The sequence below is a fragment of the Amycolatopsis sp. 505 genome (assembly GCF_031625235.1).
GTDB lineage: Bacteria > Actinomycetota > Actinomycetes > Mycobacteriales > Pseudonocardiaceae > Amycolatopsis.
The window spans coordinates 801,879-828,356 of record NZ_JACKQP010000003.1 but is presented as its reverse complement, the minus strand read 5'-3'; the positions used below and the strand labels follow the sequence as shown (position 1 = coordinate 828,356).

Annotated in this window: 26 protein-coding genes; 12 read left to right on the top strand and 14 right to left on the bottom strand. The window is 72.8% G+C overall.

Going from position 1 to position 26,478, the window contains the following annotated elements; all coding sequences use genetic code 11:
• Positions 1-103: 103 nt before the first annotated feature.
• Together H5965_RS15445 and H5965_RS15440 are read right to left on the bottom strand one after the other, a co-directional pair.
• Entirely contained in the window at positions 104-3,052 is a 2,949-nt protein-coding gene (locus tag H5965_RS15445) for a BTAD domain-containing putative transcriptional regulator (protein ID WP_310970465.1), read from the bottom strand.
• Between the two features lie 106 nt (positions 3,053-3,158).
• A complete protein-coding gene (locus tag H5965_RS15440) occupies positions 3,159-3,863 on the bottom strand; it encodes a DJ-1/PfpI family protein (protein WP_310970463.1) in 705 nt (234 codons plus the stop codon).
• Between the two features lie 98 nt (positions 3,864-3,961).
• On the opposite strand from H5965_RS15440, the gene H5965_RS15435 reads away from it, so the two are divergent.
• Both H5965_RS15435 and H5965_RS15430 read left to right on the top strand, forming a co-directional pair.
• On the top strand, positions 3,962-4,939 hold the full coding sequence (locus tag H5965_RS15435; protein ID WP_310970461.1) for a GlxA family transcriptional regulator: 978 nt from the start codon (positions 3,962-3,964) through the stop codon (positions 4,937-4,939).
• Positions 4,940-5,086: 147 nt separating this feature from the next.
• On the top strand, positions 5,087-6,700 hold the full coding sequence (locus tag H5965_RS15430; protein WP_310970460.1) for a YibE/F family protein: 1,614 nt from the start codon (positions 5,087-5,089) through the stop codon (positions 6,698-6,700).
• Between the two features lie 18 nt (positions 6,701-6,718).
• On the opposite strand, the gene H5965_RS15425 is transcribed toward H5965_RS15430, so the two are convergent.
• The gene (locus H5965_RS15425; protein WP_310970459.1) at positions 6,719-7,348 is read right to left on the bottom strand and encodes a hypothetical protein; all 630 of its coding nucleotides are present in this window, start codon (positions 7,346-7,348) and stop codon (positions 6,719-6,721) included.
• Entirely contained in the window at positions 7,345-7,917 is a 573-nt protein-coding gene (locus tag H5965_RS15420) for an MBL fold metallo-hydrolase (protein ID WP_310970457.1), read from the bottom strand. Before H5965_RS15420 ends, H5965_RS15425 begins: the two co-directional genes overlap by 4 nt.
• A gap of 148 nt (positions 7,918-8,065) precedes the next feature.
• Between H5965_RS15420 and H5965_RS15415 the strand changes: the two genes are divergently transcribed.
• The 4 genes from H5965_RS15415 to H5965_RS15400 all read left to right on the top strand — a co-directional run bounded on the left by H5965_RS15415 (position 8,066) and on the right by H5965_RS15400 (position 11,275).
• A complete protein-coding gene (locus tag H5965_RS15415) occupies positions 8,066-8,938 on the top strand; it encodes a peptidylprolyl isomerase (protein WP_310970455.1) in 873 nt (290 codons plus the stop codon).
• A complete protein-coding gene (locus H5965_RS15410) occupies positions 8,938-9,717 on the top strand; it encodes an aminotransferase class IV family protein (RefSeq protein ID WP_310970453.1) in 780 nt (259 codons plus the stop codon). The genes H5965_RS15415 and H5965_RS15410 overlap by 1 nt, the downstream gene beginning before the upstream one ends.
• Positions 9,718-9,791: 74 nt before the next feature.
• Positions 9,792-10,601 (top strand): hypothetical protein, encoded by an 810-nt coding sequence (locus H5965_RS15405; protein ID WP_310970452.1) that lies wholly within the window; start codon positions 9,792-9,794, stop codon positions 10,599-10,601.
• 95 nt (positions 10,602-10,696) lie between these two features.
• On the top strand, positions 10,697-11,275 hold the full coding sequence (locus H5965_RS15400; protein WP_310970451.1) for a hypothetical protein: 579 nt from the start codon (positions 10,697-10,699) through the stop codon (positions 11,273-11,275).
• On the opposite strand, the gene H5965_RS15395 is transcribed toward H5965_RS15400, so the two are convergent.
• Positions 11,262-12,041, bottom strand: a complete 780-nt coding sequence (locus H5965_RS15395; RefSeq protein WP_310970450.1) for an enoyl-CoA hydratase-related protein — start codon at positions 12,039-12,041, stop codon at positions 11,262-11,264. The two genes, H5965_RS15400 and H5965_RS15395, sit on opposite strands and share 14 nt — an antisense overlap.
• A 73-nt stretch (positions 12,042-12,114) precedes the next feature.
• Between H5965_RS15395 and H5965_RS15390 the strand changes: the two genes are divergently transcribed.
• Positions 12,115-12,948: an alpha/beta hydrolase gene (locus tag H5965_RS15390; protein WP_310970449.1), complete on the top strand. Its 834-nt coding sequence runs from the start codon at positions 12,115-12,117 to the stop codon at positions 12,946-12,948.
• 117 nt (positions 12,949-13,065) lie between these two features.
• Complete coding sequence (locus H5965_RS15385) at positions 13,066-13,821, top strand: class I SAM-dependent methyltransferase (protein WP_310970447.1); 756 nt, start codon at positions 13,066-13,068, stop codon at positions 13,819-13,821.
• A 34-nt stretch (positions 13,822-13,855) separates the two neighbouring features.
• On the opposite strand, the gene H5965_RS15380 is transcribed toward H5965_RS15385, so the two are convergent.
• The 3 genes from H5965_RS15380 to H5965_RS15370 form a co-directional block, all read right to left on the bottom strand.
• Positions 13,856-14,197 (bottom strand): hypothetical protein, encoded by a 342-nt coding sequence (locus H5965_RS15380; RefSeq protein WP_310970446.1) that lies wholly within the window; start codon positions 14,195-14,197, stop codon positions 13,856-13,858.
• Positions 14,197-15,852, bottom strand: coding sequence for a hypothetical protein (locus H5965_RS15375; protein ID WP_310970444.1), 1,656 nt, complete (start codon positions 15,850-15,852; stop codon positions 14,197-14,199). The genes H5965_RS15380 and H5965_RS15375 overlap by 1 nt, the downstream gene beginning before the upstream one ends.
• A 121-nt stretch (positions 15,853-15,973) precedes the next feature.
• On the bottom strand, positions 15,974-16,732 hold the full coding sequence (locus H5965_RS15370) for a helix-turn-helix transcriptional regulator (protein ID WP_310970443.1): 759 nt from the start codon (positions 16,730-16,732) through the stop codon (positions 15,974-15,976).
• A 132-nt stretch (positions 16,733-16,864) separates the two neighbouring features.
• Between H5965_RS15370 and H5965_RS15365 the strand changes: the two genes are divergently transcribed.
• From H5965_RS15365 to H5965_RS15355, 3 genes are all read left to right on the top strand, one after another.
• Complete coding sequence (locus H5965_RS15365) at positions 16,865-17,149, top strand: hypothetical protein (RefSeq protein ID WP_310970442.1); 285 nt, start codon at positions 16,865-16,867, stop codon at positions 17,147-17,149.
• Positions 17,146-17,559: a cupin domain-containing protein gene (locus tag H5965_RS15360; RefSeq protein ID WP_310970440.1), complete on the top strand. Its 414-nt coding sequence runs from the start codon at positions 17,146-17,148 to the stop codon at positions 17,557-17,559. Before H5965_RS15365 ends, H5965_RS15360 begins: the two co-directional genes overlap by 4 nt.
• Before the next feature lie 138 nt (positions 17,560-17,697).
• Positions 17,698-17,886 carry a DUF1304 family protein gene (locus H5965_RS15355; RefSeq protein WP_310970439.1) on the top strand — a complete coding sequence of 63 codons (189 nt, stop codon included), beginning with the start codon at positions 17,698-17,700 and terminating at the stop codon, positions 17,884-17,886.
• Here H5965_RS15355 and H5965_RS15350 read toward each other — a convergent pair.
• A complete protein-coding gene (locus H5965_RS15350; protein ID WP_310970438.1) occupies positions 17,883-18,320 on the bottom strand; it encodes a MarR family winged helix-turn-helix transcriptional regulator in 438 nt (145 codons plus the stop codon). The two genes, H5965_RS15355 and H5965_RS15350, sit on opposite strands and share 4 nt — an antisense overlap.
• A gap of 49 nt (positions 18,321-18,369) precedes the next feature.
• On the opposite strand from H5965_RS15350, the gene H5965_RS15345 reads away from it, so the two are divergent.
• On the top strand, positions 18,370-19,656 hold the full coding sequence (locus H5965_RS15345) for an amidohydrolase family protein (RefSeq protein WP_310970437.1): 1,287 nt from the start codon (positions 18,370-18,372) through the stop codon (positions 19,654-19,656).
• Here the strand turns inward: H5965_RS15345 and H5965_RS15340 are convergent.
• The 5 genes from H5965_RS15340 to yajC form a co-directional block, all read right to left on the bottom strand.
• On the bottom strand, positions 19,632-21,986 hold the full coding sequence (locus H5965_RS15340; RefSeq protein ID WP_176177440.1) for a bifunctional (p)ppGpp synthetase/guanosine-3',5'-bis(diphosphate) 3'-pyrophosphohydrolase: 2,355 nt from the start codon (positions 21,984-21,986) through the stop codon (positions 19,632-19,634). The two genes, H5965_RS15345 and H5965_RS15340, sit on opposite strands and share 25 nt — an antisense overlap.
• A gap of 229 nt (positions 21,987-22,215) precedes the next feature.
• Positions 22,216-22,734 carry an adenine phosphoribosyltransferase gene (locus tag H5965_RS15335; protein WP_310970435.1) on the bottom strand — a complete coding sequence of 173 codons (519 nt, stop codon included), beginning with the start codon at positions 22,732-22,734 and terminating at the stop codon, positions 22,216-22,218.
• Position 22,735: 1 nt separating this feature from the next.
• On the bottom strand, positions 22,736-23,950 hold the full coding sequence (secF, locus tag H5965_RS15330) for a protein translocase subunit SecF (RefSeq protein ID WP_310970433.1): 1,215 nt from the start codon (positions 23,948-23,950) through the stop codon (positions 22,736-22,738).
• Position 23,951: 1 nt separating this feature from the next.
• Positions 23,952-25,760: a protein translocase subunit SecD gene (gene secD / locus H5965_RS15325; RefSeq protein ID WP_310970431.1), complete on the bottom strand. Its 1,809-nt coding sequence runs from the start codon at positions 25,758-25,760 to the stop codon at positions 23,952-23,954.
• A gap of 217 nt (positions 25,761-25,977) precedes the next feature.
• Positions 25,978-26,385: a preprotein translocase subunit YajC gene (gene yajC, locus H5965_RS15320; protein WP_310970430.1), complete on the bottom strand. Its 408-nt coding sequence runs from the start codon at positions 26,383-26,385 to the stop codon at positions 25,978-25,980.
• Between the last annotated feature and the right edge of the window lie 93 nt (positions 26,386-26,478).

Here is a 26,478-nt window from a genome sequence, read left to right as displayed (position 1 = left end):
GACCTGTCTCCCTACCCTGCGATGATCCGGACGGGGGTGAGCCAAATCGGGCCGGCCATAACTTCGCCAAACTGCCGGTGCCGCGCGGCGGGCCGGGACGCCGTCAGGTCCTGATCTTCGCCAAGACTTCACGAGTCCGGTCGCGATCCGGGGAAGTGCTGGTGACGGCGGTGATTTCGTGCAGCGCCCGCAGCTCCCACAGCGGGAACCCGAGCTCGCGGAACAACCCGGCCGAGGAGCGCAGCAGCCGTTCCGCTTCGCCCCGGTCGCCGGCTTCGGCGTGCGTCCGCCCGAGGCTGAGCAGCGCGTACCCGGCGCCGCGGCGGTCGCGCAGTTCCCGGAAGACGTCCAGCGCGAGCAGCAGGTGCCGTCGCGCGCCCGCCGGATCGCCCGCGCGGCGGCGGGCCTCGGCGAGGCTGCGGTGGGTGTAGGCGGCGGCGTGCCGGTGCCCGATCTGCTCGAACAGCGCCAGCGAGCGTGTCAGGAACCGCTGTCCGTCGGCGACTTCCCCGGCGTCGGTGTGCAGGTCGCCGAGACTGCGCAGGACGTGGGCCTCCCAGTGCCGCTCACGGGTGCGGACGGCGCCGCCGAGCGCACCGGTGAGCAGGTCGGCTGCCTGGTCCCGGCCGCCGTGGCGGCGCAGGACGTCGGCGTAGCGCTTGGCGGCGTGGTCGTGCCCGCGGCCGTCGTCGCACTCCCGGGCGAGCAGCATGCTCACCTCGAAGCTCTCGACCGCGCGCCGCACGTCCCCGACGTCCTCGGCCAGCGAACCCAGCTGTGCCGCCGCGGCCGCCTGCCCGCGGCGGTCCCCGCACTCGCGCAGCAGCCCCAGCGCCTCCCGCAGCTCGGCCTCGGCGGCCCGCGGGTCACCGCCGTCGAGGTGGACGTCGGCGAGCGCGGCCAGCACCGCGCCGGTGCCCTGCGGGTCGTCCAGGGCGCGGTAGCGCTGCTCGGCCATGACGAAATAGGCCTGCGCCCGGTGCCAGTGGCCGTGCTGCCAGTGCACCGCACCGAGGTTGTGGAGCTTCTCGGCCTCCGCGCGCGGGTCGCGACGGCGGCGGGCCGCGGCCAGCCCGAGCACCGAGACGGCGCGGGCGGCGTGGCCCAGCCACGGGGTACCGGCCAGCGCGGTGCAGGCGTCGGCGAGCCGTTCGGTCAGCTCGGGCGGGCCGTGCGCGCCCGCCAGCCGGACGGCGGCGGCGAGCAGGCCGGTCTCCTCGGCCGCCCAGGCCGCCGGGTCGGCGGCGATCCGCCGGGCGATCACCGGGTCCGGCTTCGGCAGCCCGGGTGCTCGACGGCCGCGCGCGTGTTCGGCGTGCGCCAGCGCGGCTTCGCAGGCCCGGCGCAGCGCGGTTTCGTCGGCCGGGTTCTCGCCCAGCACCAGCCGTACGAACGGGGGCACCACCCACCGCGGCCCGGCCGGTTCCAGGAGGTGCGTGGCGGCCAGGTCGTCGAGGCGGTCGCGGGTTTCGCCGAGCGGCCGGTCGAGCAGCGCCGCGGCGCACCAGTCCGGGACGGCGACGCCGAAGGCGGCGAGCAGGCGCAGCAGCGACACCTCGGCGGCGGGCCGTTCGCGCAGCGCCGACGTCACCGCGGCGCGGACGCCGAGGTCACCGGCGGTCAGCTCGTCGAGCCGGCGGCGGTCGTCGGAGAGCCGTGCGGCGAGGTCGCCGACGCACTGGTTCGGCCGTGTCGCGAGTTTGACGCCGGCGATCCGGACGGCGAGGGCGAGCCCGGCGCAGTGGCCGAGAACCCGTTGGGCTGCTTCGGGTTCCGCGCGGAGACGGTCCTCCCCCGCGATCGCCGTCAACAGCGCCCAGCCGTCCTCTGTGGACAGTTCCGGGACCGGGATCGCCCGTGCCCCGCACAGTCCCGGCAGTTCGCGGCGGGTGGTGACCAGCGTGGCGCAACCGGGCCCGCTCGGCAGCAGGGCGCGCACCTGGGCCTCCGACACGGCGTCCTCGAACAGCACGAGCAGCCGGCGGTCGGCGGTGTAGCCGCGCCACAGCCCGGCCAGCCCGGTGCGGTCGGCGAGTTCGGCCGGGGTCGCGCCGAGCCGGCGCAGGAAGCCCGTCAACACGGCCGCCGGTTCGGCCGGGGTCCCGTCCGGGGCGCGCAGCGACGCGGTCAGCTGGCCGTCGGGGAACCGGCGGCGGGCCCGCCAGGCGGCCTGGACCGCCAGCGCGGACTTGCCCGCCCCGGCGGCACCGTGCAGCACGACCGGGGCCGGTCCGCGCAGTGCGCGGCCGACGTCGGCCAGCTCGGCCGCGCGGCCGGTGAAGTCGGGGACCGCGGGCGGGAGCTGGGCGGGCGGCCCCGGCGTCGTCCACTCGGTGCCGGCGATCCGGCGGTACACCTCGACGAGGTCGGCGCCCGGCCACACGCCCGCCTCGTCCCACAGCGCCCGGCGGGTCCGGCGGAGCACCTCCAGGGCCGATTCGCGGCGGCCGACGGCACCGAGGGCGGCGGCGAGCCGGGCGGCGAACCGCTCGTCGGCGGGCCGGGCCGCGACCACCGGGTCGAGCCGCTCGACGACCGCCCCGCCGTCACCGTCGGCGAGTTCCAGCTCGACCAGCTGCAGCAGCGCGGCCGAGCGCCGGTCGTCCAGCCACAGCTTGTGCGCCTCCAGCAGCGGGCCGCCCGCGACGTCGGCGAACGCGTCGCCCCGCCAGCACGTCAGCGCCCGTTCGAGCGCGCGACGGCGTTGCGCGCGGTCGTCGGCGCCGGAGGCGAGCAGCGCCAGGAACTCGTCCGCGTCCAGCTCCCCCGGCTCGACGGCGAGGGCGTACCCGCGCGGCCCCGACCGCAGGCGCTGCCCGGCCTCGGCGGCCCCGAGACCGGGCGAGAGCGTCTTGCGCAGCTTCGACACGGTGACCTGCACGATGGCGGCGGCGCTCGACGGCGCGCCGTCCGGCCACAGCTCGTCGACCAGCGTGTCACGGCCGACGAACTGGCCGGCGCGGGCCAGCAGGACGGCGAGCAGCCGCCGCGGCTGGGCCGCCGACGGCAGCGGGACGGAGGCCGTCAACGGGCCGAGGACCTGGAACCGCACGGCTACAACACCCCACCCGCGAGATCACCTGATCGAGCGAGCTGAATCTAACCTCCCGGCGCGTCGGGGGAACCCCGCTCACCCGGATGGCCGACGACGTTCGGCCTCAGGCGCGGGCGAGCAGCTTCTCCAGCAGCGCCGGGTGCTCCGCCAGGCCTTCGCGCAGCGTGTGCTCCCGCAGCGGCTTGAGGTCGCCGTAGGGCTGGTTCGCCCAGTCCAGGGCGCCCTGCGGCGGCTCGGGGTCGTACTCGATGGCGAACTGGATGTTCGTCGCGACCTGCCGTCCGGCCAGCCGTTCCGCCAGGTGCAGCGCCAGGTCGATGCCCGCCGAGACACCGGCCGCGGTGATCACCGGGCCGTCCTCGACCCACCGCCGGGCGACCGGGGTGGCGCCGAGAGCGGTCAGCAGGTCGCGGAACATCCAATGCGTCGTCGCCTGCCGGCCGTCCAGGAGCCCGGCCGCGCCGAGGACGAGCGAGCCGGTGCAGACCGACGTCACCAGCTCGGCTGTCCCGGCGGCGCTGCGGAGCCAGGCGAGGAGGCGCTCGTCGGCCATCGCGCGCAGCGTCGGGACGGTGCCGCCGGGCACCAGCACGGCGAAGGGCGACGGCACTTCGTCGAAGGTGTGGCTGGGGGCGATCCGGAGCGGGGTGTCGGTGCCGACGGCGTCCTTGGTGGCGCCGGCCACGACGGTCCGGAAGCGCGGATCGAGCTGGCCGAGCGCGCTGAGCACCTGGAGCGGGCCGACGAGGTCGAGCGGCGTCAGGCCGGGGTACACGACGAAGGCGATGGTCTTCCGGTCATCGGTCATGCCGTTCACCATGGCTTTCGGGCGATCGGCGGGCGGCGCGGATGTCCGAATTCCTGCGAACCACGTCCGAGCGCCGGTCCGGCTGCTAGCGTTCGGTCATGCCAGGCTCACCCAGACGGGTCGCGATCGTCGGTTACGCCGACGCCGAGCTGCTGGACATCGCCTGCCCCGCCGATGTGTTCGACGCGGCGAACCGGCTCGGCGCGCGGCCACCGTACGAGCTGCAGCTGGCTTCGGTCGACGGCCACGGCATCACCACCGGCTCCGGGCTGACGCTGCAGCCGCACCTGCGGCTCGACCAGGTCGCCGGCGACCTCGACACGCTGGTCGTCGCGGGCGGTTGGGGCAGCACGGCCGCGGCGGCCGACGAGCGCGTCCTGGCCCACGTCCGGCGGCTCGCCCGCTCCAGCCGCCGGGTGGCCTCGGTGTGCACGGGCGCGGAGGTGCTCGCGGCGGCGGGCCTGCTCAACGGCCGCCGCGCGACGACGCACTGGCGCTACGCGGCGCGCCTGGCCAGGGACTACCCGTCGGTGACGGTGGACCCGGTGCCGCTGTACGTCCGCCACGGCAACGTCTACACGGCGGCGGGTGTGACGAGCGGGCTGGACCTGACGCTGTCGCTGGTGGAGGCCGACCACGGCCCGTCGCTGGCCCGTGAGGCGGCCCGCGCGCTGGTGACGTACCTGCAGCGGCCGGGCAACCAGGCCCAGGTGAGCCTCTTCCTGGCCGGCCCGCCGCCGGAGCACCGGGAGGTCCGCGACCTCACGGCGTACATCGCGGAGCACCTGGACGCCGACCTGGGCACGCCCGCCCTGGCGGCCCGGGCGGGGATCAGCACGCGCCAGCTGACCAGGCTGTTCGACGCCCACCTGGGCACGACCCCGGGCCGGTACGTCCGCACGATCCGCACCGAGCACGCAGCCCGGCTCCTGTCCGGAACGGACCTCCCGCTCGCGACGATCGCCCGCCGCTGCGGCTTCGGCTCGACGGAGACGTTGCGCCAAGCCTTCCTGGACCACTTCGACACCCCGCCGTCGGCCTACCGCCGCGTCCACGTCCGCCAGGCCTACGGCTGAACTTCGTGTCGACCCGCCAATCACGCGTGATGACCCTCCAATCACGCGAGCTGACCCTCCAGTCACGCGGGATCGGCGCTTCGGGACGAACCGGGCCGTCGGCGGCCCCTCGCGCGGGGTGCGGAATCCCGCTGTCAGGATGTGCGGGTGGACCGCCCCGACCTGGACGACGACGCAACCGGCCCGATTCGCCGGATCACGGACGAGGTGTCCCCTTCCCCGGCCCGCGGCACGTCCGGAACGTCCCGGAAACCAGCCCGCCGCACGTCCGCCGAGGCTGCCCGCCGCGCGGCGGATCCGGCGCGCCGCCGCACGGACACGGGACCGCAGCGGGTTCCGGCCGCGGACAAGCGAGCCGACACCGGGCCGCAGCGGGCCACCGGATCGCTGCGAGTGCCGGCCGAAAACGGCCAGGCCGAACCCCGGCGCCGCCGCGGGGACACCGGACCGCAGCGCGCCACCGGAACCAGCGCCCGTCCCCGGCGCAAAGCCCCCGCCGAAACCGAAGCCGCGCACGCCGGACACGGCCACGGTCACGGCCATGGGCACGGCCCCGCCGCCCCCGCCTCCCGGCGCGTCAAGCTCCTCCTGATCTGGCTGCTCGCCCCGCTGGCCCTCGCCACCGTCGTCGGCATGGTCGTCCTCTACCCCTGGGGCAAGGCCTCCCCGACCAGCGTCGTCCCGCAGGGCACCCCCGTGCACGCCGACATCCGGACCACCGCCACCGGCCCCTGCCTCGCCCAGGGGCAGGTGCAGGTCGGCGACCAGACCGACCCGAACGCGAAACCCTGCCTGACCGTCGACCTCACCATGACCGACGGCCCCGCCGACGGGAAACCGCTGCGCCTCACCGTCCCGATCGAGCCCAGCACCCCGCGCTTCGCCGCCGGGGACGCCGTCGTGCTCGCCTACAACGGCGGGAACTCGAACGATCCCGCCAGTTTCCAGCTCGTCGACTTCCAGCGCGGCACGCCGCTGCTCGTCCTCGCCGCCCTCTTCGCCGTCGCCGTGCTCGTGCTCGGGCGGTGGCAAGGCGTCGCCGCGCTCGTGGCGCTCGGGCTGTCCTTCGTCGTCATCGCGCTCTTCATCCTCCCGGCCATCCTCGCCGGCGAGAATCCCCTGGTCGTGGCCATCGCCGGGGCCGGGGCCATCATGTTCATCGCGCTCTACCTGACGCACGGCCTCTCCGCTCGGACGTCCGCCGCCGTGCTCGGGACGCTCGTCAGCCTCGCCCTCATCGGCGTGCTGTCCGCCATCTTCTCCGCCGCCGCCTCGCTGACCGGGCTCGACGACAGCACCTCGACGCTCATCGGCTCGCTCGGCCACGGCATCGACGCGCGCGGGCTGCTGCTCGCCGGCGTCGTGATCGGCGCCCTGGGTGTGCTCGACGACGTCACCGTCACCCAGACCAGCGCCGTCTGGGAACTCCGCCGGGCCAACCCGGACCTGACCTGGCGCGAGCTCTACCACTCCGGCCTGCGGATCGGCCGCGACCACGTCGGCTCGGCGGTCAACACCCTCGTGATGGCCTACGCCGGGGCCGCGCTGCCGGTGCTGCTGTACTCGTCGATCTCCGGCGTGGGGCTCGGCGCGCTGCTCGGCAGCGAGGACATCGCGCAGGAGATCATCCGGACGCTCGCCGGCAGCGTGGGCATCGTCGCGGCCGTCCCGGTGACCACCGTCCTGGCCGCGCTGATCGCCTCTCGCGAGCCCGCCGGGCACCTCAGCAGCACCACGAAAGCCGTTCCGTCCCAGGCGTAACACCTTGGGACGACGCCGTCAGTCCAGCGTCGCCACGAAGCGGCTGACGGCTTCCATCGTGAACCGCTGCACGTACTTGCCCGACGGCGCCACCGACGCCAGCCGGTAGAGCGGGCGCTCCGCCACGCCGGACCCGCGCGCCTCGGCCTTCAGCTCCGCGACCAGCAGCTCGCCGAACACGAGACCGTTGGCCTCGGTGTTGTTCATCAGCGCGTTCGCCAGTTTCCGCAGCGGCACGATGCCCAGCTCGCGCCCGCCCGTCCCGGAGAACACGGCGAGGTCGACCTTCGCCACCTTGCCGCGCTGGCCGGCGTTGACCAGCAGGCTCACCGTGCGGCTGCCCCGGACGTCGCCGACGACGAGGTCGAGCCGGGTCGCGGTCGTCAAGTCGACACGGCGCAGGCCCCAGGTGCGCACGATCAGCGTCGAGCCCTCCAGCCAGACGCGGCGCCGGATGCTGACCGCCATCACGTACAGCAGCGGCAGGGCGATCACCAGCGCGACGACCAGGCCGGTCACCGTGCCGCCGATCAGGCCGGCGATCCCGCCGAACGCCGCGGCGACGATCACCACCCCGATCAGGCCCGAGATCCCGCGGCGACGCCGGCCGCGCGGGTCCTCCTCGAACAGCGCGATGCGTTCGGTCACCGTCCCGCCCCCGTCCCGGCGAGGAACGGGTTGCCCGCGCGTTCCCGGCCGATCGTCGTCGCCGGGCCGTGGCCCGGCAGCACCACTGTCTCGTCCGGGAACGCCGCCAGCAGGTCCCGCAGCGCCGTGGTCACGTCCCCGCGGCCGACCGAGCCGGCGAACAGCGTGTCCCCGGTCAGGGCGAGCCGGCCGCCCTCGGGCGTCGCCAGGCCCAGCACCACCGATCCCGGGGTGTGGCCCGGCACGTGCCGGACGTCGACGTCCAGGCCGGCGAACACGCCCGGCGAAAGAGGCACGCTTTCCCCTTCGTACAGCGCGGCGTCCTCCGCGTGCAGGTGCAGCGGGACGCCGTGCTCGGCCGACAGCGCGGCCGCCGAGGCGACGTGGTCCGGGTGCCCGTGGGTGGCCAGCAACGCGGCCGGGACCAGGCCGTGTTCGTCGAGCGCGGCGGCCAGCGGCGCGGCCACCTCCTGGCCCGGATCCACGACCACGCACGGCCCGCCGGCGGCCGCCGCCAGCAGGTAGCAGTTGGCCTGCAGCGGGCCGCTGCCGAACCCGACGACGAGCACCGAACGCCTCCCCGGACTTCCGCGCCGGATGGCGCCGATCACGATCGGGTTGAGACTAGCGGGCCCTGTACATGGTCCTCACAGGCTGTGCCCATACACTGCCGCTACCTCAAACGTGTGAGACGAGCGGAAACCTGGAGGGTACGGGGTGGCGACCAACCAGCAGCGCCGCGAAGCTGCGAAGCGCAAGCTCGAGCGGCAGCTCGAGCGCCGATTGGAGCAGCAGAAGCGACGCCGGATGATCGGGGCTGGTGTGGTCGGCGTGGCCGTCCTCGTCGTCGCCGGTGTCGTGGTGTGGATCGTGAGCGCGAACAGCGGCGACAGCACCGACACCGCCGCGTCGTCCTCGGCCGCCCCGCCGCCGACCGAAATCCAGATCCCGACGCAGCGCACCGCGCTGCCCAAGCGGGCGACGCCGCTGCCGAACCCGACGTCGTGCGACTTCAAGGCCGACGCGACGGGCAAGGCGCCGAAGAAGGTGAACCCGCCGGACGGCAAGAACGTCCCGTCGACCGGCACGGTGAACGTGACGCTCAAGAGCACCGCGGGCGACATCCCGCTGACGCTCGACCGCGCGCTCGCCCCCTGCGCGGTGCAGAGCTTCATCAGCCTGGCCAAGCAGAACTTCTACGACGGCACGATGTGCCACCGGCTCGGCACCGAAGGCCTGCAGATGCTGCAGTGCGGTGACCCGGCGGCCACCGGCGACCCGACGACCGACGGCCAGGGCGGCCCGGGCTACACGATGCCGGATGAGGCGTTCCCGGAGATCAAGTACGGCCGCGGCATCCTGGCGATGGCGAAGACGCAGGCCCCGAACTCCGGCGGCAGCCAGTTCTTCATGGTCTACGGCAGCGCCGACGGCCTCCCGGCGGACTACTCGGTGTTCGGCAGCATCAGCGACGAGGGCCTGAAGGTGCTCGACGCGGTGGCGAAGGCCGGCATCGCGAACCCGAACCCGCAGGACGGCACCGGTGCGCCGACCAAGCAGGTGAAGTTCACGGGCGTCACCGTTTCCTAGTGCCGCCCCGCTTCGAGCTGAACGGGGATCCGCTCGGCCCGGACGCCGCACTCGCGGGATCGGTCTCCTACGGCCACTTCACCGCGATGCAGGTCCGGGACGGGCGGGTCCGCGGGCTCGCGTTCCACCTCGAGCGGCTCGCCGCGAGCACGCGGCTGCTGTTCGGCACCGATCTCGACACCGACCTGGTGCGCTCCCACGTCCGGCAGGCGATCGCGGACGACCCCGCGCTCTCGGTCCGGGTCGTCGTGCTCACCCGGTCGTTCGACGAGCCGATGACGCCGGACATCCTGGTCCGGACCGGGCCGCCGCACGAGCCCGATCCGGCGCCGCTGCGCCTGCGGACCGTGCGGTACCAACGCGATCTGCCGCAGGTCAAGCACCTCGGCACGTTCGGCCTGATCCACGAAGCCCGGCAAGCCCGCCTGGCGGGCTTCGACGACGCCCTGTTCGTCGACCCCGCGGGGCGGATCAGCGAGGCGTCGATCTGGAACGCGGCGTTCCTCGCCGGCGGCACCGTCGTCTGGCCGGACGGCGCGGTGCTGCCGGGGATCACGATGCTGGTCCAGCGGGAAGCCTTGCGTCGGCTCGGGGTCCCGCAGGAGACGCGCGAAGTCCGGCCCGCCGACCTGCGCGGATTCGACGCGATGGTCCTGACGAACTCCGAGACGCCCGGACGTGCGGTCACGGCCGTCGACGACCTCGTGCTGCCGCCGGCAGACCGCGCCGTGGCCCTGTTCGCCGAGGCGTACGCGACCGTGCCGTGGGACAAGATCTGAACCGCGTCCGCACCCGCCCCGTGTAGAGGGCGACACCGGAGACCCCAGCGGGTCGCCGGGGAGAGGTGCCGACGATGGTCGTAAACCGGGTTCCCGCGGTTCGCCGCGTCCTCGGGCGGGCCGGGCAGGCCGGCTGCGCCGGTGTCCTCTTCGCCGTGCTCGCCGGCGGTCCCGCGCTCGCGCAAGCCGATCCGCCGCCTCCGGTCAAGTACTTCATCGTGCCGCACGCCGACAACCCCGAGGAGATCACGCTGTTCAAGATCGCCGAGCGCGCGCTCGGCGACGGGCGGCGCTTCCCGGAGATCTTCCGGCTGAACCAGGGGCGGCCGCGGCCGGACGGCACCCCGTTCACCGACCCCGCCGCGATCGAGCCCGGTCAGGTGCTCCAGCTGCCCGACGACGCCGCGCCGGAACCGGGCGTGCGGTTCGGCCCGTTGCCGGCGCCCGTGCCCGCCGCACCGGCCGGGCCGCCTGCGGTGGCCGAGGAGCCGTCCGGGCTCGGCGTCGGGCTGGCGTCGGTCGTCAGCGGCACCGGCGGCCTGCTGACCGGCCTGCTCGCCGGGCTCTGGTGGCGGCGCCGACCGCAGCTGCTCCCGCCGGCCCCGTTCGAGCCGCCGGAGCGCGACGAAGAGGACTTCGGCTCCGGCTCGGTCAGCGGCACCCTGCCGCTCCCGATCGTGGTCCCCGAACCGCGTCCGGACGTCGTGTTCCGCCCGGAGCCGAAGACCACCGAGCTCGCCATCATCGTGCTCGACACGGCCGAAACGCAGGTGATCGCCGCCGTCCGGCCCGGCTCGCGGTTCCACTTCCGGATCGGCCCGGAACCGGACTTCGCGGACGCCTCCACGGTGCTCGTCGTCGACGGTGAGGGCGACCGGACCTGACGCCGGGGCGTGCGTGCCGGGTCACCCTGCGCTGAACGGATCAACCGGCGCCGGAACACTGGCCATCGGGCCGCCGGTCCCGCAATAGTCGTCTCATGACCTGGGATCCGTTCGGCACCCTCGGGCAGGCGCTGTGGATCGGCGGCGCTCCGTGGACCGGGAAGTCCACCGTCGCGCGGCTGCTGGCCGAGCGGCACGGCCTGACGACCTACCACCACGACGACCGGGCCCGGCCCGGCGACCCGCTGCCGGACGACCTCCCGGTCGGTGACCAGCTGACCGCGATGATGGCCGAGTTCGGCCACCGCTTCCGCTGCGCCGTCGACGACCTGCGCGCGCTGACCTCGCCGCGGCCGATCGTCGCCGAGGGCCGGGGGCTGCGGCCGGAGCTCGTCGCCCCGCTCGTGGACTCCCCCGGCCGGATGGTGGTGCTGGTGCCGACCGAGCTGTTCCGCCAGCACCAGCTCCGGCACCGGCCCGACGGGCCCGCGATCCCGGAGCAGCGCACCCGGCTGACGCGCGACCGGATGCTCGCCGCGCACGCCGTGCGGGCGGCGCGGGACCTCGGCATCCGCGTCATCGAGATCGACGGCAAGCTCGACCCCGCCGGCGTCACCGACGTCGTCGCCGAGCACTTCCACGCCTACCTGGACTTCGAGGTCAGCGGAAGGTGAACCGCGGCGGGCGCCGCTCGAGGAACGCGGCGACGCCCTCCGCGTAGTCCTCGCCGTGCAGGGCTTCCGACCGGATCTCCTCGACCTCGGCGTCGGAGGTCTCCTGCCCGGCGACGATCTTTTCGATGATCCGGTTCATCCCGCGGACGGACGCCTGGGAGCGCGAGCACAGCGTTTCGGCGAACGCCAGCGTCGAGGCTTCGAGGTCACCGGCCGGGAAGACGTCGTTGAGCAGGCCGATTTCGCGGGCGCGGACGGCGGTGATCAGCTCGCCGGAGAGGAGGAAGTACTTGGCGTGCGCCGGGCCGACGAGCGAGACGAGCTGGCGGGTCGAGTCGAAGTGGTAGACGATGCCGAGCTTCGCCGGGGTGATGCCGAACCGCGCGCCCTCGGCGGCGAACCGGAAGTCGCAGGCGACCGAGACCTGGCAGCCGCCGCCGATGCAGTTGCCCCGGATCATCGCGATCGACGGCTTGCGCATCGCGGTGAGGGCGGCGACCGCGCCTTCGACGGCCTTGTCGTAGCTCGCCGCACCTTCCGCCGTGGTGCGCAGCTCCCCGAACTCGCTGATGTCGGCGCCGGCCGAGAAGTGCCGGCCAGCCCCGGCGATCACCAGCGCCTTGAGCGCCGGGTCGGCCTCCACCTCGGCGACGACGTCCGGGATGGCCGCCCACATGCCGTAGGTGATGGCGTTCATCTTCTCCGGCCGGGTCAGCGTCAGGCGGGCGACTTCACCGTCGCGCGTCAGGTCGAATCCGTCGGTCATGCACCGCACCCTAGCTTCTCGCCCTCAGCGAAACCGGCGGTGTGTGACGCGGTCGTGTGGCAGATTCGGGGCCATGGCGACGATCGAGGTGGGCGGGACGGCGTTCGGCTACGACGAAGCGGGAGAGGGGCCCGCCGTCGTGCTGCTGCACGCCGCGATCGGCGACCGCCGGATGTGGGACGCGCAGTTCACCGAGCTCGCCGCCACCCACCGGGTGATCCGCTACGACCGCCGCGGGTTCGGGGAAACCCGCGGCGAGGCCGGCGAGCACGCCCACTACGAGGACCTGCTGGCCCTGCTCGATGCCCGGGGGATCGAGCAGGCCGCGCTGGTCGGGGCCTCGATGGGCGGGGCGTGCGCGCTGGACGCCGCCCTCGCCGCGCCGGAGCGGATCACCCGGCTGGTGCTGCTCGGCTCGGGCCTGACCGGGCACACCTGGCCGGACCACATGCAGGCGGACCTCGCCCGGCTGACCGAGGAGCTCTTCCCGGGCGACCGCCTCGCCCGCTACCAGGCGCGGGACGCCGACGTCGACCCGGCAGACGTCCGGGCCATGGCGGAGGCCAACATCCGCTACATGGTCGCGGGGCCGGGCCGGGACATCTCGGTCCTGCCACCGGAAATGGTGGCGCTGGTGCGGGAAATGTGCGAGCAGGTGTACCGGCACGACTGGACTGCTCCACAGTGGACGGAGCGGATCCCGGACACCCGGCACCGGCTGGCGGAGATCACCACGCCGGCCCTGGTGGTGATCGGGACGTCGGACGCGCCGGGCCTGGTGGAGCTGTCGGCCCACCTGGCGGAGTCGTTGCCCCGGGCGGAGTTGGCCGAGCTGGCGGACACCGGGCACCTGCCGTCGATGGAACGGCCGGACGAGGTCAACGCCCTGCTGCGGAAGTTCCTCTAACGGTTCCCCCGCACCCGGCACGTCCGCGTTGCCCTCGCGAAAACCATTGGTGACCGGCTCGCTCCGCTGATGTACTGATGGCCACCGTGAGCCTGCCGCGTGAGGGAGGTAGTGGTTGTGAGTGGCTATGACGCGCTTGCCGAGGTGTACGAGTGGCTCATCTCAGAGGCAAAGCTGGCTCCGGCCGAGTTCGCCGCGTCGTTCGAGGACGTCCTCGGTCTCCTGCCGCCGAACGCTCACGTCCTCGATTGTTCGTGCGGGACCGGGCAGTTGGCCGTCGGCCTCGCCGGTCTCGGCATGCACGTTGTCGCCACTGACGCCAGCGAAGCGATGGTTCGCCGGACTGCGGAATTGTCCGAGGAGTTCAAAGCATCCGTCCGGACAATGCAGGCGGACTGGCAAGAGTTGCCCGACCATTTCGATGACGACACCTTCGACGTGGTCTTCTGCGTTGGCAACTCGCTGCACCACGCCAAGGGCGCGCGCGGCAGAGTTGCCGCTCTCGAGTCGATGGCACGGCTTCTGCGCCGTGGCGGGCGCTTGGTCCTCACCTCCCGCACTTGGGAACTCGTGCGGGCCAGGGGTTCCCGGCTGGACATCGGTGACCGGCTCGTCCGCCGGAACGGGCGCGATGCCGTCGTGGTCTACCGCTGGGACATTGCGCCGAACTGGGAAGACGAGCACCACATCGAGATCGCGATCGCGGAAGTGGATCCGGCTGGGTCGGTTCGCGCCCGCTCGGAACTGCTGTCGAGCTGGCCCTACCGGTACGAAGAACTCGAAGTCGAGTTGTACCGGGTCGGGCTCCGGACGGAACTCAGCACGTTCAGCCTCGATGCCGAGAACTACACTGTGGTGGCGAGCAAGGTATAGCCAGCGGGCTCCCGTCCGGCGAGGACGGTCTCCGCTAGCCGAAGATCTTCTGCACCTGGTCGGAGATCTTCGCGACCAGCTCCGAAAACTGCGCCACCCCGCCCAGCAGCCCCTTGACCTTCTCCCACCGGCTGCGCACCACCGCCGGCTCCGCGGCGTCGCCCGCGCGCAGGTCGGCGGCCAGGTCGGTGAGCGTGTCCTCCAGGATCTCCTGCTTGGCCAGCCCGCCGCCGCGCACCTCGGTCGCCAGTCGCTCCACCAGGGAGGCCAGCGACGAGACCGCCTCTTCCGCGCCGCCGGCTTCGATGCCGGTCTGGGTGATCTTGCCCGAGTTGTCGCCGCCGATGCTGACCTTGTTCGAAATGCGGTGGCCCATCAGGTCTCCGTCCTGGCCGGGCGGCCGGGGTTCGCGGGCGGGCGGGGGCGCGGGGTGCGCACCCCGGTCTGGGTGATCGGCCCGCGGTTGTCACCGCGGATGGTGATGTCGTTGTTGATCACGACCGAGGCCTGCTCTTCGAACTTCGCCGTCGAGAAGCCCGCGTCTTCGAGGAGCTTGCCGATCGCCGGGAGGAGGCGGCTTTCGATGATCTTCTCGTAGCGCGTGATGTCGACGAGCTGGAAGTAGTCGGCGAACAGGTTCACCGAAGCGAGTTCGCGCAACGAGCTCGCGGCACCGTAGCGGTCCGGGTCCACGACGCCGGGCTCGCGCTTGGGCTGCCGGATCCACGACGCGAGGTTCAGGATCCGGCCCGGCAGGCTCGCCGGCATCTCCAGCCAGGCCAGCAGGCCCTGGCCGAGCGGGCGCAGCGAGTCCGGCCGCATCTTGTCCACCACGCGGTACTCGGCCCGGATCGGCGGCAGCATGTACGGCGTCCACTCGACGTACAGCGTCGTGTCGTCCACCGCGACGTGCAGGAACGTGGTGAGCACCAGGTCCCGGTCCCAGGTCTCCACCTGGAACGACAGGTAGTAGCGCGCCCACTCCTTCGGCTCCGTGCGCAGCCGGGCGACGTCGGCCGCGCCGAGCCGGGTGTGCGGCGGGTGCTCGAGGTCCGGCAGGTAGGCGGCGGCTTCCGGCTCGCCGAGGTGGTCGACGAGCTCGGTGGCCGGGGTGAACACCGCCTCGGTCACCGTCAGCCCGCCGAGCCGGTGGTCCGGCGACAACGCACTGGCGTGGCGGAGGTCCGCGATCGCCGCGCGGATCCCGTCGTAGAGGGCTTCGGTGGTGAGCTCCGGCCGGCCTTCGGCGTCTTCGACCCGCTCCAGCGGGATCGCCATGGACCACGCGTCACGGCGGAATCCGGCGCCCACGAACGGGTTGTACCCGCGGTAGACCACCAGCGGCGCGCCCGGCGCCCCGTCGGTTCCGGTGCTGCCCTGGTAGCGGGCGAGCTGACCGCGGAAGTCCTCGGTGAGCAGCCCGGTGAGGCTGCCGCCGCCGGTGGCTCCGGCGAACCGCTTGAAGCGCGTCGTCAGCAGGTTCCACAGGGACCACCGCTCGATCGTCACCGCCACGCACACGACCACCGCGAGCACGATGCCGATGACGGTCCGGGCGGTGTCGCCGCCGGACGAGTCCCCGAACTCGACGTCCTGGTAGTAACGCGAGGAGTACCGGCTGCTGCCCGAGTCGAAGATTTCGTCCGAATAGGACAGCAGCAGCCACGCCACGACGATCGCGACGCCGAGCACGACCAGCGTCTTCGGGTTGAGCGTCTTCTCCAGCGCGTAGGCGCTCTTCCCCGCCCGCGCGGCGACGAGCAGCAGCGACAGCACGATCCAGCCGTAGAGCAGCGGGTTGTCCCACAGCAGCCCGATGACCACGATCATCAGCACCACCAGCAGGCCGTCGTAGTTCTTGCGGCGGGCCCGGGCGCGCACCGCCTCGGTGAGCACGCGGCCGGCGTCGAGGCCCGGCGACGGCGGGACCGGGCGGGTGGGCTCGACGAGGAACTCGGTGATGGCCCGCCTGCTGTAGGCGGGATCGAGGTAGGACGCCGCACAGAGGTAACGCGTGGTGTCGTCGGCCATGCCGCCCCCTTTGTCCCCACCGCCCGCAATTTGCGGAAGGTATCATGCAGGTGCGGGCGGCGGCACCGCATTTCGGGCACCAATGCCGAAATCGTCGTTCGACGGTTTCCGGCGGGAATGGTCAGGACAGCAGCTTCGCGGTCAGTTCCCCACGGCTGCGGACGCCCACCTTGCCGAACACCGACTTGAGGTGGTCCTGCACCGTGTGGGCCGAGATCGCCAGCCGGGCCGCGATGTCCGTTGTGGACAGTCCGGCCAGCACCTCGCGGCAGACGTCGCGCTCCCGGACGGTCAGGCCGTACGCGGCGAGCAGCACGCCCAGCAGCTCGGCACCCGAGGCGCGGTCGACGGTCACGACCGTCTCGCCGTCGTCCTCCCCCGCCACCAACCGGCTGGCGTGCACCACGATCCACCCGCCGTGGGCGTCGCGCACCCGGGCGCGGAACGTCCCGGTCGTCGCCGCGCGGGCCCCGGTCACCACCGCGCGCACCAGGACGGCGAACCGGCCTGGGGCGATCTCGTCGAGTTCGGCGCGCCAGGCCGCGGCCGCCGCGGTGGCCGCCCGCTGCCCGCCGTCCGGCCCGACGACCACGATCGCCGGTTCGGCCCGCGCCGGCGTCGCGCGGGCGCGCGTGGCCACCCGCGTCGCCGCCGCCAGCGCCGGCGCGACCGACGTCAGGAACTCGACCTCGCGGTCGCTGAACTCGCCGCGCCGCACCAGGCCGGCCGCGCCCCACGACGTGCCGTCGACCCGGAAGACGACGCGCAGTTCGTGACCGAGCCCCAGCGGCCGCCAGACCTCGGCGAGCCGGCCGCTGCGCTCGGCGGCGCGGCGCGGCAGGTCGGACAGGCGCGCCACGGGCACCGGCCGCTGTAACATCCGGGGCTCCGCCCCGGGCCGGGGGCTTCGCCACCCGAAACCCCCGCAAGCAGCCGTGCCAGCTCGGCAAAGGTGTGCGGCTGAGCGCCGTCGTACTCATACGTCGCCAGCAGAGGCTCGTACTCGCCGGGGATGCGGGCCCGGCCGCTGGTCATCGAGCTGATCACCGCGGTGTCCGGATCGAGCGACGCCCAGCACGTCAGCTCGGCGGGCACCACCCGGTCGACCAGCTCGATGGCGGCGGCGTGCAGCTCGGCGACGCCGAGGCCCGCGGAGGCGAGCGCGGCGACGTCCCGCCGCACCGCCTGCGCCCGGCCGTCCCACATGGACGCAGTATGCGCCGCCCGGGACGCGCCGGGTATCCCGCTTTTCCGGGATGGCCCGCCCCGCCGGTGTGTCCCAGCATCGTCGGCATGACCCACTTCAGCGCACCGGGCGAAGGCCCGGAACTCGACACGAAGGACGCGCGGATCACCGTCAAGGTCGGCGCGGAGCACACCGGCGGCGCCTACGAGGTGTTCGAGGTCGACGCGCCGCGCGGGCCGTCGGTCCCGCCGCACACCGAGCCCTGGGCGAAGAGCTTCTACGTCCTGCACGGGCGCATCACGGTGTACGTGGACGGCGAACTCCACGACCTCGGCCCCGGGGCGTCGATCAGCATTCCGGCGGGCGCGGCCAACACCTTCACGGTGCACACGCCGTCGGCGCAGTTCCTCGCGGTGTGCCCGACCGACGGCCTGGGCCGCTTCTTCCGCGCCGTCGACCGGGCGACGCCGGACCGCATCCCGGAGATCGCCGGGCAGCACGGGATCGAGCTCGTGCCGTGAACGCCGTCGCGCAGGTCTTCGCCGGGCTGGCGGTGCTGGTCCACCTGCTCGCGTTCACCTGGGAGGTGCTGCTGTTCGAGCGGCCGGGCGTGCACGAGGGCATCTTCAGGATCCCGGCGGCGAACCTGCCGGCCACCCGTGCACACCGGGCACGTCGACGCCGGGCGCGCGCTGGTGCTCTACTGCTGCGGGTTCATGCTGCTGGCCGGGGTCGCCCTCGGAGTGTCGGACGTGCTCGCGTTGAGCCGCCCGCGCGGGGCGGGCCGGGGTGGCGCCCTCGCGCAGGCGGTGCCCCCGCTGGGCGCACTGGTCGCGGCGCTCTTCTAGACCTGCCCGACGCGCTCGATCAGCTCCTCGCTCCAGGACTGGATGGCCGCGGCCTGGTCCGGGGTGAGCCGGTCGAGGACGTGCTGCCGGACGTTCGCGCCGTGGGCCCGGGTGGCGCGGGCGGCCAGGCGGTGGCCCTCGGCGGTCAGCTCGATCCCGGTGCGCCGGCCGCCCGCCCCGGCCTCGGTGCGGGTCACCAGGCCGCGCTTCTCCATGCGGGTCAGCAGGTGCGCCACCCGGCTCTTCTCCCAGGCGAGTTCGTCGGCGAGCTCGCCGACGCGCATCGGGTGCCGCAACGTCCTCAGCACGCTGAACTCCGCCTTCGAGATGCCGCAGTCGCGTTGCAGGCCGCGGTCGAGTTCGCCGGCCAGCAGGCGGTGCGCGCGCATCCAGGTTTCCCAGAAGGCCCAGTCCTCGGGGCTCATGTCCGCCATGGGTCGAGTCTAAGTTAGAGTTGACGTATCAACTCCTGGGAGGACACTCGTGAAGACACTCGTGCGCGGCGGCCTGGTGGTCAGCATGGATCCGGCGATCGGCGACCTGCCCCGCGGTGACGTGCTCATCGAAGACGGCCGGATCGCCGCGGTCGGCCCGGACCTCGACGCGGCCGGGGCCGAAGTCGTCGACGCCGCGGGCAAGATCGTGCTGCCCGGCTTCGTGGACACCCACCGGCACACCTGGCAGACCGCGTTCCGCGGCATCGGCGCCGGCTGGACGTTCGGCCAGTACCGCGTCGCCATGCACGGCACGCTCGGGCCGCACTACCGCCCCGAAGACGTCCACCTCGGCAACCTGCTCGGCCGGATCGAAGCGCTGAACTCGGGCGTCACGACCCTGCTCGACTGGTTCCACCGCGCCGACCGGCCCGAGAACGCCGACGCCGCGATCCAGGGCCTGCGGGACGCCCCCGGCCGCTCGATCTTCTGCTACGGCGCCGCGGGCCCGGACATCGAGCCGGAGATCCGGCGGGTGCGGGCGCTGCTGCCCGGCGACGAGATGGCGCTGGGGCTGCGCGGACCCGTGATGTCCACGATGGACGAGACCGCCGCGGATGTCGCGCTGGCGCGGGAACTCGGGCTACCGGTGAGCATGCACGTCCACGGCACCGCCGGCTGGCCGCGGGGCGACCGGCCGATCGCCGGGATGCACGCGCGCGGCCTGCTCGACGACCGCACGACCGTCGTGCACGGCAACGGTCTCTCCGACGACCAGCTGGCGATGCTCGCCGACGCGGGTGGCTCGGTGTCGGTCAGCCCGGACGTCGAGCTGAAGATGGGTTTCGCCCCGCCGGTCACCGGCCGGGCGCTGGCCGCCGGGCTCCGCACGTCGCTGTCGATCGACGACTGCCCGTCGGCCGGTGGGGACATGTTCGGCGCCATGCGCACGGCCCTCGCGGTGGACCGGGCGGTCACGCCACGGGATCTCCTCGGCTTCGCCACGGTGGACGGTGCGCGGGCGTGCGGGCTCGGTGCCCGGACCGGCAGCCTCACCGTCGGCAAGGACGCCGACCTGATCCTGCTCGACGCCGAGGACCCCGCGGTCTTCCCCGTCGGCGACGTCGCCGGCACGCTCGTCACCGCCGGCCATCCCGGCCTGGTCGACAGCGTCTTCGTGGCCGGAAAGGCGGTCAAGCGCCACGGCCGGCTGCTCGGCCTGGACCTGCCGGCCCTGCGCACGCGGCTGCTCGAGTCCCGCGACCGCATCGCCGCGGCCGCGGGCATCGCCGTCGACGGGTCGTGGCAGCCTCAGGAAGCCGACGTCACGCGGTAGACGTCGTAGACGCCCTCCACGCCGCGGACCACCTTGAGGACGTGACCGAGGTGCTTGGGGTCGCCCATCTCGAACGAGAAGCGGCTGACCGCGACCCGGTCCCGGGACGTGGTCACCGACGCGGAGAGGATGTTGACCTTCTCGTCGGCCAGCACCTTGGTGACGTCCGACAGCAGGCGGTGCCGGTCGAGCGCCTCGACCTGGATGGCCACCAGGAACACCGACGACGCCGAGGGCGCCCACTCGACCTCGACCAGCCGCTCGGGCTGGGACTGCAGGTCACCCGCGTTCGTGCAGTCGGTGCGGTGCACCGAAACACCGCCGCCGCGGGTCACGAAGCCGAGGATCTCGTCGCCCGGCACCGGGGTGCAGCAGCGGGCGAGCTTCGCCCAGACGTCGCTGGCGCCCTTGACCACCACGCCGACGTCGTTGGAGCCGCGGCGCCGGGTCACCGTGGACGGCGTCGCGCGCTCGGCGAGCTCCTCCTCCGCCGCGTCGACCCCGCCGATCAGCGCCACCAGCCGCTGGACGACGTGCTTCGCGCTCGTGTGGCCCTCGCCGACCGCCGCGTACAGCGACGAGATGTCGGCGTGGCGCAGCTCGGTGGCCACCGCGCCCATGGACTCGGCGGAGACCAGCCGCTGGATCGGCAGGCCGACCTTGCGGATCTCCTTGGTGATGGCTTCCTTGCCGCCCTCGATCGCCTCGTCGCGGCGTTCCTTGGCGAACCACTGCCGGATCTTGGCGCGGGCCTTCGGCGAGCCGGCGAACTGCAGCCAGTCGCGCGAAGGCCCGGCGTTCTCCGCCTTCGACGTGAAGATCTCGACGACTTCGCCGTTTTCCAGCTTGCGTTCCAGCGCCACCAGGCGGCCGTTGACGCGGGCGCCGATGCAGCGGTGGCCGACCTCGGTGTGCACGGCGTAGGCGAAGTCGACCGGCGTCGAGTCGACCGGGAGCGTGATGACGTCGCCCTTGGGCGTGAAGACGAAGATCTCGCGCGCGGCCAGCTCGTAGCGCAGGGATTCGAGGAAGTCGCCCGGGTCCGCGGCCTCGCGCTGCCAGTCGAGGAGCTGGCGCATCCACGCCATCTCGTCGACGTCCATCGCGTTGCCGGTGTGCGTGCCCTTGGTTTCCTTGTAGCGCCAGTGCGCGGCGATGCCGTACTCCGCCGTGCGGTGCATCTCGTAGGTGCGGATCTGCACCTCGAGGGGCTTGCCGTCCGGGCCGATCACCGTCGTGTGCAGCGACTGGTAGACACCGAACCGGGGCTGCGCGATGTAGTCCTTGAACCGGCCGGGCACCGGCTGCCACAGCGCGTGCACGACACCCATGGCGGCGTAGCAGTCGCGGACGTCCTCGACCAGGATCCGGACGCCGACCAGGTCGTGGATGTCGTCCAGGTCGCGGCCGCGGACGATCATCTTCTGGTGGATCGAGTAGTAGTGCTTCGGCCGGCCCTCGACCTTCGCGGTGATGCGTGACGAGACGAGGTTGCTGGTCAGGTCGGTGATGACCGAGCGCAGGTAGATGTCGCGCGAGGGGGCGCGGTCGGCGACCAGGCGGACGATCTCGTCGTACTTCTTCGGCTGCAGGATGGCGAACGCGAGGTCCTCCAGCTCCCACTTGACCGTGGCCATGCCGAGGCGGTGGGCCAGCGGTGCGAGGACTTCGAGGGTCTCGCGGGCCTTGCGGGCCTGCTTCTCGGGCGGCAGGAAGCGCATGGTGCGCATGTTGTGCAGCCGGTCGGCGAGCTTGATGACCAGCACCCGGGGGTCCTTGGCCATCGCGATGACCATCTTGCGGATGGTCTCGGCCTCGGCGGACGAGCCGAGCTGCACCTTGTCCAGTTTCGTGACGCCGTCGACGAGCTCGGCGACCTTCTCGCCGAAGTCGGCCTTCAGGCTCTCGACGGCGTAGCCGGTGTCCTCGACCGTGTCGTGCAGCAGGGCCGCGACGAGCGTGGTGGTGTCCATGCCCAGCTCGGCGAGGATGGTGGCGACGGCGAGGGGGTGGGTGATGTACGGGTCGCCGGACTTGCGCCGCTGGTTGCGGTGGAGCTCCTCGGCGACGTCGTAGGCGCGCTGGAGCAGGCCGAGGTCGGCGTTGGGGTGCAGCTCGCGGTGGATGACGGCCAGGGGTTCGAGGACCTGCTTGACCGGGGCGGCGCGCTGGGCGGTGATCCGCCGGGCGAGGCGCGCCCGGACCCGCCGGGTGGCGGACGGGTTCGGCGCCGCGCCGTTCGGCTTCGGCGGCGCGGGCTGTGCCGCCGCCTGCCCGTTCTGCTGGGCGCCCTGCTTCGCGGGCACCGCGGCGTCGAGCTCCTGGCTCACCCGCACCTCCTGCTGCTCGTGCGGCCTTCGGACCACCAGGGTAGCCGTTGCGCCTCGCAGCCCTGTCGGGTGCGCCCGTTCAGGGGGACCCCGACGCCGCGACCAGCCCCTTCACCCGCACTCCGACGGCCTGTCCCCGGCGCCGCGAATGACTCATTCGGGACGTCCGAGGTCCCGAATGAGTCATTCGCGGCGTTGGGAACCGGCTACCGCGCTCGGCGAGCGGCATTCAGCAGGTTTGGAGAGCGTGGACCTTGCGGTCGCCGAGGACCTGGCGGCCGCCCAGGGCGGCCAGTTCCAGGACCACCGAGACGCTGTCGACCACCGCGCCCGCGTCCTCCAGGAGCTTGCCGGTGGCCGCGACCGTGCCGCCGGTCGCCAGGACGTCGTCGAGGATCGCGATGCGCTGGCCCGGGCGGACCACGCCGGCCGGGAGCTCGACCGTCGCCGTGCCGTACTCCAGGGCGTAGTCGACGCGGCCCGCCACCGCCGGCAGCTTGCCCGGCTTGCGGATCAGCACCACGCCGAGGCCGCGGGCGTACCCGACGGCCGCGGCGAGGAGGAACCCGCGGGCTTCCACACCCGCGAGCGCCTCGACACCGGGCGCCAGCGTTTCCGCCAGCGCGTCGGTCACCGCCTTGAACGCACCCGCGTCCGCGAAGAGCGGGCTCAGGTCGCGGAACAGCACGCCGGGCTCGGGAAAGTCCGGCACCTCGGCGATCAGGCCGAGGGCGTCGTCGAGCTGCACGTCAGCGCTTCCGCTTCCCGGCCGGGCGCTGCTTCTGGATCCGGGCGGGGACGCTGGCCGCGGCCGCGTACGCCTTCTCCTTGCGCAGTTCCTTGGCCAGCGCGTCGTCGTCCGAGGCGTCGAAGTCCTCGCCCGCCGCCTTGCGCTCCTGGCTGGCCCGGCGCTGGCGGACCCGCTCGGCCTGCTGCGCGTACTTCGGGTCGCGCATCTTGAAGTCGACCAGCAGCGGCGTCGCCAGGGCGACCGACGACAGGACGCCGACGAGGGTACCGGTGAGCTGCACCAGCGCCAGGTCCTGCAGCGTGCCCGAGCCGAGCAGCACGTACCCGACGATGAGCAGGCCGAGGATCGGCAGCAGCGCGATGAACGCCGTGTTGAACGACCGCATCAGGGTCTGGTTCAGCGCGAGGTTCGCCGCTTCGCCGTACGTGCGGCGGGTCAGCCCGAGCAGGCCGCGCGTGTTCTCGCGGACCTTGTCGAACACCACCACCGTGTCGTACAGCGAGAACCCGAGGATGGTCAGCAGGCCGATCACGGTCGCCGGGGTGACCTCGAAGCCGACCAGCGAGTACACACCCGCGGTGACCAGGATGTCGTGCAGCAGCGAGATCAGCGCCGCCAGGGCCATCCGGCCGTCGAAGTAGACCGCCAGGAAGATGACCACCGCGACGAGGAACACGCCGAGCGCGATCAGCGCCTTCTGCGAGATCTCGCCACCCCAGGACGCGCTCACCGCGCTGTCGCTGATGGCCTGGACGCTGGGCTGGCCGTTGGTGCCCTTCGGGCCCAGGTCGGTGAACAGGCCCTGCTTGAGCTTGGCGACGTCGGCCGCGTTCAGCGTGTCGGTGCGGATCTGGATGGTCGCCGCGTTGCCGGTGCCGACCTTCTGCGCCTCCGCGGCCGGGCGGCCGAGAGCCTTCTGGAACGACTCCTTCGCCTGCTCCTCGGTGATCACGCCGTGGATGCCGTCGGCGGGCATCTGGATCTGCGTGCCGCCCTCGAACTCGATGCCGAGGTTGAAGCCGCGGAAGATCATCGAGGCGAGGCACACCAGCACCAGCGCCGAGAAGAAGATGTACCAGCGCTTGCGCTTGCCGACGACGTCGAACGCACCGGTGCCGACGTACAGCCGGTGGAAGACGCTTTCCTTCTTGCCGGGCTTCACCGTCGCCTTGGCGTTGCCCTCGGCGTCCGTTCCCAGTTCTTCGACCCCCACGTCAGGCCTCCTTCACGTTCGCGCGGCCGACCGAGGTCGACTTCTTACGCTGCGAACCCACTTGCTGCACGGCGCCGAGACCCAGGTGCCTCGGATTGGACAGGAAACTGTTCTTGGACGTGGACACCATGGCCACCAGCGGGTGCGTCACCAGGTACACGACGACCAGGTCGAGCACCGTGGACATGCCGAGGGTGAACGCGAAGCCCTGGACGTCGCCGACCGCGATGACGTACAGGATCGCCGCGGCCAGGAAGCTCACCGCGTCCGAGGCCAGGATGGTGCGCCGGGCGCGGACCCAGCCGCGCGGCACCGCGGACCGGAACGTCCGGCCCTCCCGGATTTCGTCCTTGAGCCGTTCGAAGTAGATGACGAACGAGTCCGCCGTGATACCGATGGCGATGATCAGGCCGGCGATGCCCGCGAGGTCGAGGGTGTAGCCGATCCAGCGGCCGAGCAGGATCAGCACCGCGAACACCAGCGCGCCGGACAGGGCCAGCGACAGGATGGTGAGCACGCCGAGCAGCCGGTAGTAGAACAGGCAGTAGATGAAGACCACCAGCAGGCCGATGCCGCCGGCGATCAGGCCGGCCTGCAGCGAGGCCAGGCCGAGGGTCGCCGACACCGTGGTCGCGTCGGAGGACGCGAACGACAGCGGCAGCGAGCCGTACTTGAGGATGTCCGAGAGGTTCTTCGCGTCGGTCTGGGTGAACTTGCCGGTGATCTGGGTGTTGCCGTCGAGGATGGCCACCTGGATGTTCGGCGCGGACACGACCTGCGTGTCGAGCACGAAGGCGGCCTGCTGGCCGGTGTTCTTCGAGGTGAAGTCCGCCCAGGTCTTGGTGCCCTCGCTCTTGAAGCTGAGGTTCACCACCCACTGGCCGCGCTGCTGGTCGTAGCCCGAGGTCGAGTCGGCGATCTCGGTGCCCGGCAGGAACTCCGGCTCCAGCAGGTACTTGTACGTGTCGTTGTCACCGCACGCGACCAGCGGCAGCTTGGGGTCGTCGTTGCCCTCGAGGGGGTCCTTGGCGTTCGGCGCGCAGGTCAGCGCGGCCATCGCCTTCGAGACGAGCTCCTGGTTCGGCTGGCCGTCGGCGCCGATCAGCTGCGGGTTCTGCCGGAGGGCCTTGGCGGCCTGGATCTCCTTGGCGGTCTCGGCGTCGACCGAGCCGTCCGCGGGAGCGGGAGCCGGCGCCGGGGTCGACGACGCGGGCGGCGGGGTGCTGCTGCTCGGCGCGGCCGGCGTGGTGCTCTGCTGCTGGGCGAGGGCACCCGCGGCACCGCCACCGCCGGTCGCGGTGGCGGGCGGCGCGCTCGCCGTGGTCGTCGGCGGCTTGGTGCCCGTCGCGCCCGCGGTCGGCGTCGGCGCGCCCGAGGTCGGGGTGCCCGTGGCCGGCGGCGGGGTGTTCGTCTGCGGCGGCACCACCGGCTGGGTGGCGCTCGAGACGACCTTGCGGAAGCCCAGCTTCGCGGTCTTGCCCAGGTTCTTCGCCTGGTCGCCCTGCTCGCCCGGGACCGTGATGACGACGTTGTTGCCGTCGAGGAGGACCTCGGTGCCGCTGACGCCGATCCCGTTGACGCGGCGCTCGATGATCTGGCGCGCCTGGTTCAGGGACTCCCGGGTCGGCTGGCCGCCGTCGGGGGTGCGGGCGGTGAGCGTGACCCGGGTGCCGCCCTGCAGGTCGATGCCCAGTTTCGGGGTCGGCTTGTGGTTGCCGGTGAGGAACACCAGCGCGTACAAGGCGATCACGATCAGGGCGAACAGGGCGAGATAGCGTCCCGGGCGGAGATGCCCGGCTGAAGCTGCCACGGTGCTTCGGTCTCCTCGGACGGGGTGGACCCCAAAGTTGCGGTGCCCGCCCGGAGGGTTACCGGGAGGGACTGTGTGCGATTCACTCCCGGGCACGGGTATGACGGCGGACACGCACGCAGCACCGAGACACTACTCGGTGCTGCGTGAGCCCGGCGTGCGAGGCCGTACCGACTTTCGTCGGGAGTCCCGGCCCGGCCCAGGAGTGCCGCGGGGGCTACTTCTTGCCGTGCTCCAGTGGCGGCGCCACCTGAGCGGTGGTCTGCGGCTCGTCGGCCTTGACGGCGGTCGGCTCGATGGTCTTCGGCTCCTCGGCGGGAGCCTCCTCGACCTCGTCGATCGCGTCCTCGTCGGTCTCGACGACCGGCTCGACCTTCTCGCGGACGGCCAGCCGCAGCCAGGTGGTGACGACACCGGGCGCGATCTCGATGTCGATCGTGGTGTCACCGGAGGCGTCGGCGACGGTGCCGTAGAGACCCGAGGTGGTCATCACGCGGTCACCGGGCGCCAGGCTGCTCTGCAGTTCCTGCTGCGCCGCCTGCTGCTTCTTCTGCTTGCGCGTGCTCATCACCAGCGGCACGGCGAGGACGAGCACGAGCAGCAGGGGCAGCAATAGCTGTTGCATGATTCTCCGTTCGACGAACACCCGGGCCCAGCCGAAATGTCCGGTTTTTGGGTATGTGCTCCGGTCAAGTGTGCCAGGTACCAGCGCGGACGC

Excerpts from the sequence above, each read along its gene's own strand:
- H5965_RS15440 (WP_310970463.1), bottom strand. The coding sequence starts at position 3,863 with ATGACCGATGACCGGAAGACCATCGCCTTCGTCGTGTACCCCGGCCTG.
- H5965_RS15435 (WP_310970461.1), top strand. The coding sequence starts at position 3,962 with ATGCCAGGCTCACCCAGACGGGTCGCGATCGTCGGTTACGCCGACGCC.
- H5965_RS15405 (WP_310970452.1), top strand. The coding sequence starts at position 9,792 with ATGGTCGTAAACCGGGTTCCCGCGGTTCGCCGCGTCCTCGGGCGGGCC.
- H5965_RS15400 (WP_310970451.1), top strand. The coding sequence starts at position 10,697 with ATGACCTGGGATCCGTTCGGCACCCTCGGGCAGGCGCTGTGGATCGGC.
- H5965_RS15395 (WP_310970450.1), bottom strand. The coding sequence starts at position 12,041 with ATGACCGACGGATTCGACCTGACGCGCGACGGTGAAGTCGCCCGCCTG.
- H5965_RS15390 (WP_310970449.1), top strand. The coding sequence starts at position 12,115 with ATGGCGACGATCGAGGTGGGCGGGACGGCGTTCGGCTACGACGAAGCG.
- H5965_RS15380 (WP_310970446.1), bottom strand. The coding sequence starts at position 14,197 with ATGGGCCACCGCATTTCGAACAAGGTCAGCATCGGCGGCGACAACTCG.
- H5965_RS15375 (WP_310970444.1), bottom strand. The coding sequence starts at position 15,852 with ATGGCCGACGACACCACGCGTTACCTCTGTGCGGCGTCCTACCTCGAT.
- H5965_RS15370 (WP_310970443.1), bottom strand. The coding sequence starts at position 16,732 with ATGTTACAGCGGCCGGTGCCCGTGGCGCGCCTGTCCGACCTGCCGCGC.
- H5965_RS15365 (WP_310970442.1), top strand. The coding sequence starts at position 16,865 with ATGCGGGCCCGGCCGCTGGTCATCGAGCTGATCACCGCGGTGTCCGGA.
- H5965_RS15360 (WP_310970440.1), top strand. The coding sequence starts at position 17,146 with ATGACCCACTTCAGCGCACCGGGCGAAGGCCCGGAACTCGACACGAAG.
- H5965_RS15350 (WP_310970438.1), bottom strand. The coding sequence starts at position 18,320 with ATGGCGGACATGAGCCCCGAGGACTGGGCCTTCTGGGAAACCTGGATG.
- yajC (WP_310970430.1), bottom strand. The coding sequence starts at position 26,385 with ATGCAACAGCTATTGCTGCCCCTGCTGCTCGTGCTCGTCCTCGCCGTG.